Annotated in this window: 10 protein-coding genes and 1 pseudogene; 6 read left to right on the top strand and 5 right to left on the bottom strand. The window is 72.4% G+C overall.

Going from position 1 to position 13,425, the window contains the following annotated elements; translation table 11 throughout:
• Positions 1-121: 121 nt before the first annotated feature.
• Positions 122-727, bottom strand: coding sequence for a VOC family protein (locus ABZ721_RS37185; protein ID WP_358793229.1), 606 nt, complete (start codon positions 725-727; stop codon positions 122-124).
• A 241-nt stretch (positions 728-968) separates the two neighbouring features.
• Positions 969-1,349 carry an STAS domain-containing protein gene (locus tag ABZ721_RS37180; protein ID WP_358793231.1) on the bottom strand — a complete coding sequence of 127 codons (381 nt, stop codon included), beginning with the start codon at positions 1,347-1,349 and terminating at the stop codon, positions 969-971.
• Between the two features lie 496 nt (positions 1,350-1,845).
• Between ABZ721_RS37180 and ABZ721_RS37175 the strand changes: the two genes are divergently transcribed.
• Positions 1,846-3,378, top strand: a complete 1,533-nt coding sequence (locus tag ABZ721_RS37175; protein ID WP_358793228.1) for an alkaline phosphatase family protein — start codon at positions 1,846-1,848, stop codon at positions 3,376-3,378.
• A 149-nt stretch (positions 3,379-3,527) separates the two neighbouring features.
• A complete protein-coding gene (locus tag ABZ721_RS37170; protein WP_358793227.1) occupies positions 3,528-4,241 on the top strand; it encodes an AAA family ATPase in 714 nt (237 codons plus the stop codon).
• 75 nt (positions 4,242-4,316) lie between these two features.
• On the opposite strand, the pseudogene ABZ721_RS37165 reads toward ABZ721_RS37170, so the two are convergent.
• Positions 4,317-4,871 (bottom strand): annotated as a pseudogene (locus ABZ721_RS37165) (ATP-binding cassette domain-containing protein); the annotation flags it as partial.
• A gap of 743 nt (positions 4,872-5,614) precedes the next feature.
• On the opposite strand from ABZ721_RS37165, the gene ABZ721_RS37160 reads away from it, so the two are divergent.
• A complete protein-coding gene (locus ABZ721_RS37160; protein ID WP_358793226.1) occupies positions 5,615-6,634 on the top strand; it encodes a nitronate monooxygenase in 1,020 nt (339 codons plus the stop codon).
• Between the two features lie 82 nt (positions 6,635-6,716).
• On the opposite strand, the gene ABZ721_RS37155 is transcribed toward ABZ721_RS37160, so the two are convergent.
• Positions 6,717-7,421, bottom strand: coding sequence for a hypothetical protein (locus ABZ721_RS37155; protein ID WP_358793225.1), 705 nt, complete (start codon positions 7,419-7,421; stop codon positions 6,717-6,719).
• A gap of 219 nt (positions 7,422-7,640) precedes the next feature.
• Complete coding sequence (locus ABZ721_RS37150; protein ID WP_358793224.1) at positions 7,641-7,850, bottom strand: hypothetical protein; 210 nt, start codon at positions 7,848-7,850, stop codon at positions 7,641-7,643.
• A gap of 517 nt (positions 7,851-8,367) precedes the next feature.
• Between ABZ721_RS37150 and ABZ721_RS37145 the strand changes: the two genes are divergently transcribed.
• From ABZ721_RS37145 to ABZ721_RS37135, 3 genes are all read left to right on the top strand, one after another.
• The gene (locus ABZ721_RS37145) at positions 8,368-9,249 is read left to right on the top strand and encodes a helix-turn-helix transcriptional regulator (RefSeq protein WP_358793223.1); all 882 of its coding nucleotides are present in this window, start codon (positions 8,368-8,370) and stop codon (positions 9,247-9,249) included.
• A 94-nt stretch (positions 9,250-9,343) separates the two neighbouring features.
• Complete coding sequence (locus ABZ721_RS37140; protein ID WP_358793222.1) at positions 9,344-9,703, top strand: hypothetical protein; 360 nt, start codon at positions 9,344-9,346, stop codon at positions 9,701-9,703.
• 208 nt (positions 9,704-9,911) lie between these two features.
• Positions 9,912-13,382, top strand: coding sequence for a hypothetical protein (locus tag ABZ721_RS37135; protein WP_358793221.1), 3,471 nt, complete (start codon positions 9,912-9,914; stop codon positions 13,380-13,382).
• Positions 13,383-13,425: the final 43 nt, after the last annotated feature.

Below are 13,425 nucleotides of genomic sequence, written 5' to 3'. Positions count from 1 at the left end.
GACGTACCAGTTGGAGAGGTCGTCGACGAAGGAGGAGAGCAGCTTGCCCGCGCGCCACCGCCCGGCAGCCCCGCAGCGCCCCGAACGCCGGGGCCCGCGGGCGGCCGGTCCGACAGGGCTGCTAGGTGGGCAACTCCGTCCCGGCCTGCTCGGCGATCATGTGTGATGCGTACCAGCTGGGCCAGTCCGCGTCCGCTGCGCCGGTGCGTTTCTCGTGCTCACCGTGGGCGGCCTCGGCACGCCGCAGCGCTGCGGCCAGTTCGTGCGCGGAGGTGTAGGAGGTCGCAGCCGGCTCCACACGCCCGGGCAGCCGGGCCGTGATCTCCTGCATGACCCAGGTGTTGCCGTCGGGGTCGTCGAAGGTGGCGAGGGAGTTGTAGGTGGTGCGCTGCGGATCCAGGCCCTCGGCCTGCCCGTCCGACGTGCGGTGGAAGATCTCACCGACATCGACACCGGCCGCGACCAACGCGCGCCGGGCGACCTCGATGTCGGAGACCACCACGTACGCCCTGGCCGAGCCGGGCGCAGCGGACGTGATGTCCTGCCCGAAGTGCACCGAGCCCGGCGATCCCGGGGGCGTGAACTGCTCGACCCCGGGTGGTGTGACGTCCTGCCGCCAGCCGATCCTGCGGTAGAACTCCGTCGCCCGCTCGACGTCGGAGACCGGCAGGACGATCACTTCGATCTTCATGTCACCCGTTGCGGGGTTGTTCGGTGAGGTGCTCATCGTGCTCTCCTCCGCTCTCCCTCGTGGCCGCCCCGGCGCTGCTCTGGCCGTCCCTTGAGTCATAGCGCGACGGGACGGACAACGCTCGGGGTGGCAGGCGAATCCGGCCAAGGGGTGCCTCCGCTGCGGGCCTCGATGGCCCGTTCATCCCCGGCGTGCTCTCCCTTCCGGCCGGGCGGAGGGCATGGACCGCCCGCCGTTCAGGCCTGCGGGCGGAGTGCGAAGCGGGCATTCTCCGGTCCTAGGAACCCGGGTGGCCTTGGACGACAGCCGTGCCCGTCAGGCGCACTGCTTGTTCGACGGTGTCGGCCAGTGTGAGGATCTGCAGGGCGTGAGTGAGATCCAGGACGTGCCGCAGCACAGCGCTGATCGCGGCCAGCACCAGGATCACACCGCGGCCTTCCGCCTCCTGGCGGAGTTGCAGGAGGGCATTGAGGCCTTCGGAGTCGCAGAACGTCACCCGGGAGCACTCCACGATCAGCTGCCGGCATCCGTCGTCCAGGGCGAGAACCGCTGTGTCGCTCAGGGTCTGCTGCGTGTCGTAGTCGAGGTCCCCGGACAACGCGAGTACCAACACGCTCTCGCGGGACGTCTTGAGGGGGCTCACCTGCAAGGACTCCATCAGGTCCACCCCAACTCCTCGCCTCCGGGGGCTTGGGAGGCGGTACATATCTCGGGTGTCGTTCAGAGGGCAGATGCCCCGTCCCCAGCGGCGCGACGCGCCACGGTATGCGAACATACGCGCAATTCTGAGGGCGGAGACGGTGCATGGGGCGCCGCGCGAAGATGTCGCTGAGTGGCGTTGCTGGTCCGCAGGGGAGGGTTCGGCCCGTCCTGGGCGGGTCGACTCCGCGGTCCATGGTGTTCCCGAGGTCCTGCGGCGGCGTCGTGGGGGCGTGCCTGGTGCGGTCCGCTGCGCGGTCGGGGGCCCGCGCAGGCCGGCCCTCCCACGCAATATCACCGTTTGATAACGGGTCTAGTCCATAATTCGGATGCTGTTCACATCCGGGCAGCCGCAGAGCGCCCGGGCGCTTCCCCGCGTGTTGGAGGCTCACTCCCGTCCACCGCAGCCGATCCCTCCGCTGCCACCCGTGATGCGCCTCCCCACAGGAGTCCCCATGCCCCGATCCCGACCGGTCTGGATCGCCACCGCCACCGCTACGGTGGCCGCCACGTTGATGCTGCCGCTGGCCGCAGCCCACGCCCAGACGCCGCGCGCCACCGCGGCCGCGAGCGCGTACAAAGGGCTGCCGGACGGCACCAAGACGGCGAAGAGCCTCGTCATCGGTGTCGACGGCACGCGGTACGACAAGCTGCTCAAGGCCGACGCCCCGAACATCAAGGCGCTGGCGGCCGGCGGTATGACGGCCACCAGCAACCTGTACGCCAACCCGCTGTCGCCCACCGTCTCCGGCCCCGGATGGTCGACGATCGCGACCGGCGTGTGGCCGGACAAGCACGGCGTCAAGGACAACACCTTCGCCGGCTCCCGCTACGACACCTACCCCGACCTGGCCACCCGCCTGGAGACCGCCGCTCCGGCGGCCTCCACCCTGGTCGCCGCATCGTGGAACCCCGTCGCTGACACGATCTTCTCCAGCAAGACCGACCTGCGCATTCCGGAGAGCGAGAACGACGCCAAGACCGCGTCCGACGCGGCCGACTACCTGGCACACGGCAACCCCGACAGCACCTTCCTGCACTTCGACGAGGTCGACGAGGCCGGCCACTCCTCCGGCGGCGCCAGCCAGGCGTACCTGGACGCCATCCACCAGGCCGACGCCCTCGTCGGACAGGTCGTGAACGCGGTGCGCTCCCGCCCGACGTACGCCCAGGAGAACTGGCTGATCGTCCTGACCACCGACCACGGCCACACGGACGCCGGCGGTCACGGCGGGAACACCGCCGCGGAACGGCAGACGTTCGTGATCGCCAACGGTGCCGGCTTCACCCCGGGCTCGACGCGCTACGACGTCAAGCTCGTCGACATCGCGCCGACCGTCCTCAAGCACGAGGGAGTGGCCATCAACCCTGCCTGGGGCCTGGACGGCAAGCCGATCGACGAGATCACCCCGGACGCCTTCGACACGCGCCGCAGCGCGCTGCAGACGCGCACCGACGAGACCGGCATTCCGGCCGCCACCAAGGGCTACACCCACCAGCCGCCCACCGGCTGGAGCATCGACAACTCCGCCATGCCGACCGGCGGCGTGACCGAATGGCGCGGCTGGTCGTTCGCCACCGACGAGTTCTGGACGGCCGCGCAGTTGGGCCAGGGGCGCGAGACCAACGTGCGGGCGCGCAACGTCTTCGCCGTCGCCGACTCCGACGAGTGGGACGACAAGTCCCACGGGACGGGTCAGTTCGACTCGACCCTGGTCAGCCCCGTCTACCAGGTGAACGGTGCGGCCACGGCCACCTTGAGCTACGCCAGCAACTACGTGGTCGACGGCCCCCAGACCGGTGACGTCTACGTCTCCTACAACGGCGGCACGCCCCAGCTCGTCAAGTCCTACCGGTCGAACGCCAATGCCGTCGAGCGCCTCACCCTGCAGATCCCGGCCGGCGCCACCACCGCGCAGCTGCGGTTCCGCTACACCGGCACCAACAGCGCCTTCTGGACCGTCGACCAGGTCGTCCTCCAGCCGTAACACCCCGCAGCCGTGACCGCAGGCGCGCGAGCGGCTTGCGGGCGTCTCGGGCCACCGCAGGACAGCGGTGGCCCGAGACGGCGCACCACGCCCGACGGGCACGCCTGCTCGGCCGGGCACATCCCCGGCCCGTGGGTGACACTGGTGCAGTGATCGTCGAACGCGCGTATGTCCACCTGTCTCCGGACGACGACGAGGAGACGTGGCCGTGGTCGTTGCCCTGCGTGCGGCAGTTGCTGCGCGAAGGGCTGCGGTTCACCGCGCCGGTGACCTTCCTGGTCGGGGAGAACGGTTCGGGCAAGTCCACGGTGGTCGAGGCCCTGGCGGAGGGCTTCGGCCTGGACTCCTACGGCGGCTCGCACGACTGGCGCTACGCGTCGTCGCGCCCGAAGTCGCTGCTCGGCGAACGGATGAAATTCGACGTCGCCGCGCGCGGCCGCCGCATGGCCAGCAGCTGGTCGGCGCGCAAGGGGTTCTTCCTGCGGGCCGAGACCGCGCTGGACGCGCTGGGCCGGGAGGGGTTCGCGCCGGACTCCGTCAGCCACGGCGAGGGGTTCCTCGCCGCGTTCCGCGGGAAGTTCCTGCATACCGGGCTGTACGTCCTCGACGAGCCGGAGGCGGCGCTGTCGTTCACGTCGTGCCTGGAGCTGATCGGACACATCGACCGGTTGGCCAAGGAGGGCGGCCAGGTCATCTGCGCCACGCACTCCCCGCTGCTGACCGCCCTGCCCGGAGCGGACATCATCGAGGTCGGCGAGCACGGCATGCGCAGGGTCGCCTGGCGGGAGCTCGGCATCGTGGACCACTGGCGCCGCTACCTCGCGGACCCCCACGCCTACCTTCGGCACATTGTCGAACCATAGGAGGCTGTGGTTCAGTCGCCGAGGGATTCCGCAGGTTCAGCAGCTGAAGGTGCCGTCGGCTAAGGCGCCGCCCGGGATCTCGGAGCACAGCGCCTCGCGATCCTCCATGCGGCGGCTGGAGAGCACCACGCAGGTTCCCTCCGCCGCGAGCCGGGCCAGGACCGCGTGCACGTGGTCCTTTCCGGCCGGGTCGAGGCCGTTGGACGGTTCGTCGAGTACGAGCATCCGGGGCTCGGTCAGCAGGGCGGCGGCGAGCCCGAGCCGTTGGCGCATGCCCAGGGAGAAGCCGCGCGTGCGGTCGTCGGCGACATCGGTCAGCCCGACCTGGGCGAGCACGTCGTCGACCCCGGGGGCCCGCGCGCCGGGGCGGCGCAGGGAGAGCAGTGCGGCAAGGTTCTGCCGGGCGGTGAGCGAGGGATACAGACCGGGCGCGTCCACGAAGCCGGCCACCCCGTCGGGAGCGGCCAGCGTCCCTCGTACCGGGGTGCCCAGGATCTCCAGACGCCCGGTGTCGGCCACCGCCAGGCCCAGCAGGAGCCCGAGCAGGGTCGTCTTGCCGGCGCCGTTCGGTCCGACCAGACCGTGGATCTGCCTCGGGGCAACGGAGAGATCGATGTTGTCCAGGGCGATGACGTCGCCGAATCACTTGGTGATGCCCCGAGCCCGGATCGCGAAGAGTGTGTCCATGAGCCCCTTCTCTCGACCCCCTCAAGGACTGTAGGGACGCCACTCGACGCCGGCAGGGACAACTGGGCGAACGTTCGTGGAACGGCAAGCGCCGACGGTCCGTCACCCCGACCCACCGGCGACCGGCACCGGTGCGAGGCCCGCAGCGCAGGACCCACCGGGTCGCACCGCACGCACCCGTCGGATCCCGCAACCGGCCGGCGACCGAGACCGGTCAACCCCCACGTGCCGCCCCCGTCGGCGCCGGCCGACCGCCTCCGGACTCCGCGACATGGCCGATTCGCGTCGCCTCACCAACCCTCGGCCGGGAGGACAATACCGACGCTGCGGCGACACCGGCAGCCGAAGGACCGGGACCACCGAGCGTGTTGGGGCCCCCGCCCCCCGTCGTCGCGACAGCAGGGACCGAGTCGATCAGGACGGCGAAGCGGGGGGATGAGCGTGCCGGAACATGACGTCGTCGCGGTCGGTGCAGGCACCGCTGGCCGCGTGCCGTCGGCCCGACCGGCCGAGGATGCGAGCGCGCGCGGGCGGCTGATCGAGGCCGGCGGCGGTCCTCGCCGGCGTGCGGCTCGTGCGGGAGACCGGTGCGGCGCCGGCCCTCGCCCCGTGGACGCCGTGGCCGAGCGGCCCGCGGACCTGCTGCGCACCCACCCCTGAAGGCACCGTCCCGAAAGGAAGCGGCCATGAGTGTGCTGTCCACCCGCCTCACCGAGCGTTTCGCCGTCCCGTACCCGTTCGTCGGCGCCGGGATGGCCTTCGCGGCGGGTACGTCCGAGCTGGCGGTGGCCGTGTCCACCGCGGGCGGCATCGGCGCGGTCGGGGCCGGGCTCATGCCCCCGGACACGCTGCGGCAGATCATCGCCGAGATCCGCAAAGGAGCGGGCGGTGCCCCGTTCCACATCAACCTCATCACGTACTTCGACACCGCCGAGCACGTGCGTGTCTGCGCGGAGGAGCGGGTGCCGATCGTCTCCTTCCACTGGGGCCACCCGCCGGCCGGCCAGCTGGACCAACTGCGCGCGGCGGGGGTGTCGGTGTGGGAGCAGGTCGGCTCGGTCCAGGCGGCCCGACGGGCGGTCGATGACGGCGTCGAGGTCGTCGTCGCCCAGGGCTGGGAGGCCGGAGGGCACAACTACGGGGGTCTGCCCACCATGGTCGGCGTACCGGCGATCGTGGACGCCGTGGCCGACCGCGCGCTCGTCCTCGCCGCGGGCGGGATCACCGACGGACGCCAGGTGGCGGCGGCGCTGTGCCTGGGCGCCGACGGCGTGTGGGTGGGGACGCGACTGGTCGCCTCCCGCGAGGCGCAGGTCCATCCTGAGCACCACCGCCGCCTGCTCGCCGCCCAGGGCGAGGACACGGTCCTCAGCGGCATCTTCGGCCCCGAGTGGCCGGAGTTCAATCCGATGCGCGTGCAACGCGACCGCGTGGTGGAGGAGTGGAACGACCGCCTGGAGCAGGTGCCGACCGACCGGGAGCACCTCGAACAGATCGGCACCACCCCCGTCCAGGGGGAGCGGGCCGTGCTGCGCAAGTTCAGTGTGCTGCCGGCCGTGCCCGGGACCGAGGCCGACTGGGAGGAGATGCCGTGGCTGATGGGGCAGGGCGTGGGGCTCGTGCGCGACATCCGGCCCGCCGCGGACATCGTCCGGGAGATGATGGCGGACGCCGAACGCGTCCTGACGGCCCGACAGCGGCCCTGAGAGGCCGGCCGAAGGGCCCGGGGGACGGGTCCGCCGGTCGGCAGGCTTGCGGCACGGGCCGATCCCCGCGGACGATGACGGGTCAGGGATTCGTCTGCAGGGCGTGTCGGAAGGCGTCGTGGTAGGTCGCATCCAGTTGTTGCGAGCAGGGGAAGGTCGCCACGGCCGCGCGGATCTCCTCCTGCTGGAAGCCGCGGTAGAGCGGGTCCTGCTGCGCGCGCTGTGCGGTCTGGGCCGGGGTGAGTTCGGCGGCGCCCGTGATGCGGGCGATGATCGTGTCGTACTTCGCGTGCAGAGCGGCGATCAGCGAGGCCCGGTCCTGGCTGACGTAGCCGGCCCGGCCGGCGCAGGCACGCCACGCGTCGGCGGCCTGCTTGTAGGGGGCACCGGACCGTACCGCTCCGTCGATGCCGTCGAACCGACGGTTGGCGAACTCGATACCGAAATCCTGCCGGGATTGTTTCTCCGCTTTCTCGGAGCAGGTGGAAAGGGTGTCGCCGAAACGCTTTTGGTCGGCGGCCGACAGACTGTTGGTGTACTGCGCGTTGGTCTTGTCCGGAGCGAAAGCGGGCCAGGCTGAAATACCGAATCCGTGCTCCTTGGCGTATGTCGTGCCGGCGAAGTCGGTGTTGTCGGCGGTATCGACGAGGCTGTGCGGGTTCTTCGGCGTGTAGGAGAATCCGGCCTCGGTCATGCAGGAGGCGACCAGGCGTTCGGAGTTTGCGGCCCGGTCCAGGTCGAAGGCGTTGTCGTCGGCGTTCGGCAGGAGACCGGCCAGGATGAGCACGAGGCGGTCCGCATGGGCGCGTTGGCCTGCGGTGAGGGCGGGGGCGGGGTTGTGCCCCGCGGTGCTGGTGCACGAGGACACAACCCCGACGGCCGCGGCAACCGCCAGGGCGACCGGGAGGACCAGGGCTGTGCGCTGCATGTTCTGTTCTCCCTTGCGCCGTGGGCGGTGTGGTGTTGCCAGCCGGGGTCCGGGGCTCGGACTGCGGGACAGCGGCTGCTACAGGTCGATTCCGTAGCCGGCGAGCGCGTGGTCGTAGGTGGTGTTGTTCTCGCAGTCGTAGTGCGAGTTACTGCCGTGGGAGGCCTCGATCGTGGACTGGTACCACTTGGTGCCGCCGTTGGCGCGCGTGCACTGGGCGCGGACCATGCCGGAACCGCTGCCGTTGACCACCATGTTGATCTTGCGGTGCTGTTGCTGGACGTCCACACCACGCTGGTCGAGCCATACGTGTGGGAGCCCGAGTGCCCCGAGTACTGGTAGACCGTGGCGCTGGCCGGTGCGACCGCGGCCAGCGCCAGCGCGCCGGCGAGGGCGCCGCCGACCAAGGTGCGGGCCGTCCAGGAGGTGATGTTCTTCATGATGAGGCCTTTCTGTGCATACGGTGGATTCTCGGCGCGAGAGCTTCTGGCGAACAACTGTGACCAGCAGTTCGCTCGACAGCACGTCACGATTCACAGGATGCGAATCGCAGGCGGTGCTCCGCGTGTTCGCTTTCCGGTGCCCGATGAATCTCCCGCAGTCGCCGATCCGGCTCTTGTAAAATCCGACCTGGCGGCACTTCTCTTGATTCATACGTTGGGGTGGGATAGGGGTTGCTGATCCAGGGTTCGCGGAGAACCGAACGTCCCGGGGGGTGCGGTCTGTTCAGCGGCCCCCCTACGCGGCATCCTGAACCCGTCATGGGGGGTCGACGCGGCGCGTCGACGACGAAGGGGGACGCACCATGTGGCATCGCCAATGCCCGGCCGGAACCTGGGAGGTGGCGCGGCAGCTGCCGCACCCCGCACTGCGCCCGGGCGTGCTGCAGTACCGCGGCTTCCGGATGGACCTCGGCGGCCCCCGACGCCGCTTGGAGCTTCCCTCCGGGTCCATCACCATCGTCTTCAACTTCGGTGAGCGGTTGCACGTCACCTGCGCCTCCAGCGGGCGCGTCCTGGCGTCCTCGTCGGCACCGGTGGTCGCCGGCATGCTGACCCGACCCTCCATCGGGGAGCACTCCGGCCGCCTGTACGGCATGGAGGTCGCCCTGCAGCCCTGGGCGGCGTTCCGCCTCTTCGACACCCCGCTGCGCGAGATCGCCGACGCGATGGCGCCCGCCGCCCCGATCCTCGGCGCCCGCGGCCAACTGCTGTCGGACGCCCTGGCCGACGCCCCGGGCTGGCCGGAGCGGTTCGCCCTGCTGGACACGGCGCTGCGCCACTGGACCGATACCGGCGCCGTGCCCTGCGCGCGCACGATCCACGCCTGGGAACAGCTCCGGGCCAGCGGCGGCACGATGCCGGTCCGGGAGCTGGCGACCCTGACGGGCTGGGGCGAACGCCACCTGGAGCGCCGCTTCCTGGAACAGATCGGCTTGACGCCCAAGGGCACGGCCCGCGTGCTGCGCCTCCGCCGCGCCCTGGCCCTGATGGCCGACGGCACGAGCCCGGCCGACGTGGCGATGGGATGCCGCTTCTACGACCAGGCGCACTTCAACCGCGAGTTCAAGGCGATGACCGGGCAGGCCCCGTTGCGCTTCATGGCCCTGCGCGCCCTCACCCGCTCCGGCCCGCCCGCGGTGGACCGTCTGGAGGGCGAGCTCACCAGCGCGGTGCTCGACGCCTGAGGGAGCACCGGGGCGGGGACCGGGCGGGCCACCGGCGAGGCTCTTCCCATATGCTGAGGGGGAGTTCATCGGCAGGCGGCGGGGGGCGAGCGGGGTGTCACGACGCAGGAAGATCACGGTCGTGGTGGCCGCGCTCGTGCTGACCGCGTCGACGCCGTTCTTCTGGCTGCTGGACACCCCGGACACCGGCCAGATGGTCGCCGCCTCCGTCCAGGGCGCCACCGGGATCGCCGCCTTGGTGTGGGCGCTGGTGCAGTCCCCGGCCACCGCACAGCAGGCCGGCGTGGTGGCGTCCGATACCGGAAAGGCCCAGGCCTCCGGTGGTGGACAGGCCTCCACCGGCGTGCGGCGCCCGCGCGATGCCCCGAGCGGACCCGTGCGCGCCGAGCGAACCGGTGACGCCACGGCCGAGGGGCCCGACAGCACCGCCAGCACGGGTGTCGACCAGAGCTGACCGGGCCGACACCGCCCGGACCTGCGTGAGGAATGCCGTGTGAGGGTGAACGGGCCCCACCACCACCGTCGGCGCGCGATCACGCGGCCGGGCTTCCGTGCGCCCCGCGCCCGCCCCGCGGGCGTCGGGCCGCGGACGGGGAGCCCGGTCACCTCCGCCGTCGCTGACAGGCCATCCGGTGGGCCACCGTGCGCCGGTCGGGGGCGTGATGCGCGGCGGTGACCGCTATCGCGCGCAGCGCACCGGCGCGGCCACGGCGGGGCCGGGCGGCTACGCCAACACCGGCGTGCACATCGGCGATGTCCACGTCAGCTCGCCGGCGCCCCCGCGCTCGGGCTACCGGTACCAGGTCGAACTGATCGCACCGGACGTCCTGCACGGCCGGGACGCCGAACTGGCGGAACTCGCGGCCTTCTGCACCGCCCCGGAGGGGCCCGCCCTGGCCTGGTGGCAGGCGCCGGCCTGGTCGGGCAAGTCGGCCGTGCTGGCGCATTTCGTGCTGCATCCCCCGGCGGGTGTCCGCCCGGTGTCGTTCTTCATCACCGCCCGGTTCGCCGGGCAGAGTGACCACGTCGCCTTCGTCGACGTGCTGCTGGTGCAATTGGCGGAGATCGCCGGCCAGCCGCTGCCGCCCGCGACCGCCGCAACCCGCTACGGCGACCTGCTGCGCCTGCTGCACGCGGCCACGGAGGTCTGCCGCGCCCAGGGGGAGCGGCTGATCCTGGTCGTCGACGGCCTCGACGAGGATCGCGGCCAGGCCTCCGGCCCGGACGCGCACAGCATCGCCGCGCTGCTGCCGCGACGGCTTCCGGCCGGGATGCGAGTCATCGTGTCCGGCCGTCCCGCCCCGCCGGTGCCCGCCGACGTTCCCGACGGCCATCCCCTGCGAGATCCCGGGGTCGTGCGTGCCCTGCGGCCCTCGCCGCATGCGCAGGTCCTGCGGCACGAGGCGCTGCGGGAGTTGAGCCGCCTGCTGGAGGGCGCGCCGGTCGAGCGGGAACTGCTCGGGTTCGTCGCCGCGGCCGGAGGCGGGTTGAGCACCGCAGCGCTGGCCGAGCTCACCGGGCGATCCACGGCGGAGATCGACGGCCGGTTGCAGGAGGGGAGCGGGCGGTCGTTCGCGCCGCGGCTCAGCCGGTGGCGCGGGGAGACCGTCCACCTGCTCGCGCACGAAGAACTCGCCCAGATCGCCCACGAACGCCTGGGCGCGCCGGCCCTCACCGCGTACCGCGCGCGCCTGGACGGCTGGGCGGACGGCTACCGCGCGCTCGGGTGGCCGCCCGCGACCCCCGAATACCTGCTGGAGGACTACTTCCGGCTGCTGCAGGCGACCGGTGCCCCATACCGGACGGTCGCCTACGCGGCCGACCCCCGCCGACACGACCGCACCTTGGAGCTCACCGGCGGCGACACGTTCGCGCTCACCGAGACCATCACCGCACTTGACCTGATCGCCGGGCAGGAGCGGTGCGACCTGCGGCAGTTGCTCGCCCTGGCGATGGAGCGCCAGCGGCTGGAGGACCGCAACGTCGACCTGCCGGTGAACCTGCCGCGCGCTTGGGCCGCCTGCGACCGGCCCGACCGGGCGGAGGTGCTGGCCGGCGCCGTCACGGATCCGTACCGGCGGATGGAGACGTTCGTCGCGCTGGCCCAGCAGTCGGCCACCGGCGGTGAGACGCCACGGGTCGGTGAGGCCGCTCGGCAGGCCGAGCAGGCGGCCCGCTCCGTCGCGGATGGGCACCGGCACGCGGAGGCGCTCGCCGAGGCCGCCCTGGCGCTGGTGGGCGCCGGGGAGGGGGAGCGCGCCCGCGGACTGGCCGAGCTCCTCGACCGCGGTGCCCGCTCCGTGCGCGACCCGTATCTGCGCGTGGGCGTGCTCGCGCAGGCCGCCCGCGCGTGGGCGGCGGTGGGCGCACCCTCCCGCGCCCACGCGGCCGCCGAGCGGCTGGAGGGCATCATCGACTCCATCGCCGAGCCGATCTACCGCGAGGACGCGTACAACGAACTGGCGCGGGCGCGGGCCGCGGCCGGCGAGGTCACGGTCGCCGAGCAACTCGCCCGCACCCTCGGCTACCTGCCATCACCCGACGGTGCGACACCGCTGCACGCGACGAACCCGGCGCGGCAAGCGGGCGTGCTGGTCGAGTTGGTGCGCGCGCTGGCAGCCACCGGCGAAGTCGCCCGCGCCGAGCTGTTCGCCGCGTCCATTACCCAGCCGTCCAGTCGGGTGAGGGTGCTCGGCGAGCTGATCCGTCGCCGAGTCGTCGCGGGGGAGCTGGAGTCGGCCCGGTTGCTCAGTGAGCAGCTCGCACGGACCGCACGCGCCTACGACGACCCGGCCCTGTACGCCGACGTGCAGGTGCAGGCGCTCGGTGAGCTGATGCGCGCGGCGACCGCCCTCGGGCAGGTGGAGCAGGCCCGCGAGGTCGCGGAGCAGGCCGAGCAGGTCGCGCGCAGTATCCGACATCCCGGCAGCCGAGCGGCCGCATGGGCCGAGCTGGCGCACGCGCTGGCCACCATGGGTGAGGTCGCCCGGGCCCAGGAGTATGCGGGGGAGGCCGAACGGATCGTCAGGACGGGCACCGATCCCTACCTCCGCACCCTGCTGCGCGCCGAGGTGGCGCGGGCGCTGGCCGGCACGGACCAGATCGAGCGGGCCCGCGACCTCGCCGCCCGTACCGAACGCGATCTCGCCACCATCGACCACCCCTACCTGCGCGAACGTATTCTGGGCGAGCTGCTGCCGGCGCTCGCCACCCTCGGCAGCCTCGATGCGGCGGAGCGGCTCGTGCACTCGGCAGAGGCGGGGGCCAGGCGGACGCGCGTACTCGCGGACCTTGTGCCGGTGCTGGCCGGCACCGGGCACCCGGATCGGGCCGAGGCGCTCGCCCGCACCGCCGCTCTCCCGCACGAGCTCGGGGAACTACTGGCCGCTCTGGTGCGCCCCCTGGCCGCCGCCGGCGCCACTGAGCACGCGGGCCGGCTGGCGGATGAGATGGAGCGCGCGGCCCAGGCGCACACCGATCCGTACTACGGGGCCCTGGCGCTCGTCGATGTGGCCCGGGCCCGCGCCACGCTCGGGCAACTGGACGCGATGACCGTTCTCGTGGACGACGCCGCACACCGCACCGCCTCCCTCGCCCCGGTTCTGCGCGTGCGGGCCCTGGCCCAGATGGTGACCGTGCTCGCGGCCGGCGGGGACAGCGGGCGGGCCCGTGACCTCGCCCGCCAGGCCGCACAAGCGGCGCAGGCGGATACCGGCTCTCGCCGGGTCGTCCTGCCGCTGCTGGCGAACGCCTGGGCGGAGGCCGGCGAAATCGGCCCCGCCCGTACGGCCGTCGACGAAGCCGAACGCCTGATCCGAGCGGATACCGACCCGCACCACCAAGCCGACGGGCTGGTGGATCTGGTGCGCGCGCTGGCCGCCGTGGGCGAACGGGACCGGGCCCGGCACCTGGCGGACCAGGTCGAGCAGGCCACCCGGACCGCCCAGCGGTGGCCGTGGGAACGACAGGAGAGCCTGCACCGTCTGGTGGCCGTCCTGGAACCGGACGACGCCCGGCGCCTGCTGGCGCGTGCCCTCGCCAGCGGCGTATGGGTCACCGACCGCGCCCTGACCCGGCTCACCGACCTCGAGCCCGCCCTCGCCCTGCACGCCGCTGACCTCCTCAGCCCGTAGCCGAGGGACAGGCCGCTGCCACGTGAGCAACACCGCCCGGTCC

Origin of the sequence: Streptomyces sp. NPDC006733, assembly GCF_040636125.1 — a bacterium.
Classification (GTDB): Bacteria; Actinomycetota; Actinomycetes; order Streptomycetales; family Streptomycetaceae; genus Actinacidiphila.
The sequence above is the reverse complement of the archived record's forward strand: the minus strand, read 5'-3'. Positions and strand labels throughout refer to the sequence as shown.

Coding starts and splice junctions, on each gene's coding strand:
- ABZ721_RS37185 (WP_358793229.1), bottom strand. CDS start 727: ATGAGCACCTCACCGAACAACCCCGCAACGGGTGACATGAAGATCGAA.
- ABZ721_RS37180 (WP_358793231.1), bottom strand. CDS start 1,349: ATGGAGTCCTTGCAGGTGAGCCCCCTCAAGACGTCCCGCGAGAGCGTG.
- ABZ721_RS37175 (WP_358793228.1), top strand. CDS start 1,846: ATGCCCCGATCCCGACCGGTCTGGATCGCCACCGCCACCGCTACGGTG.
- ABZ721_RS37160 (WP_358793226.1), top strand. CDS start 5,615: ATGAGTGTGCTGTCCACCCGCCTCACCGAGCGTTTCGCCGTCCCGTAC.
- ABZ721_RS37145 (WP_358793223.1), top strand. CDS start 8,368: ATGTGGCATCGCCAATGCCCGGCCGGAACCTGGGAGGTGGCGCGGCAG.
- ABZ721_RS37135 (WP_358793221.1), top strand. CDS start 9,912: ATGCGCGGCGGTGACCGCTATCGCGCGCAGCGCACCGGCGCGGCCACG.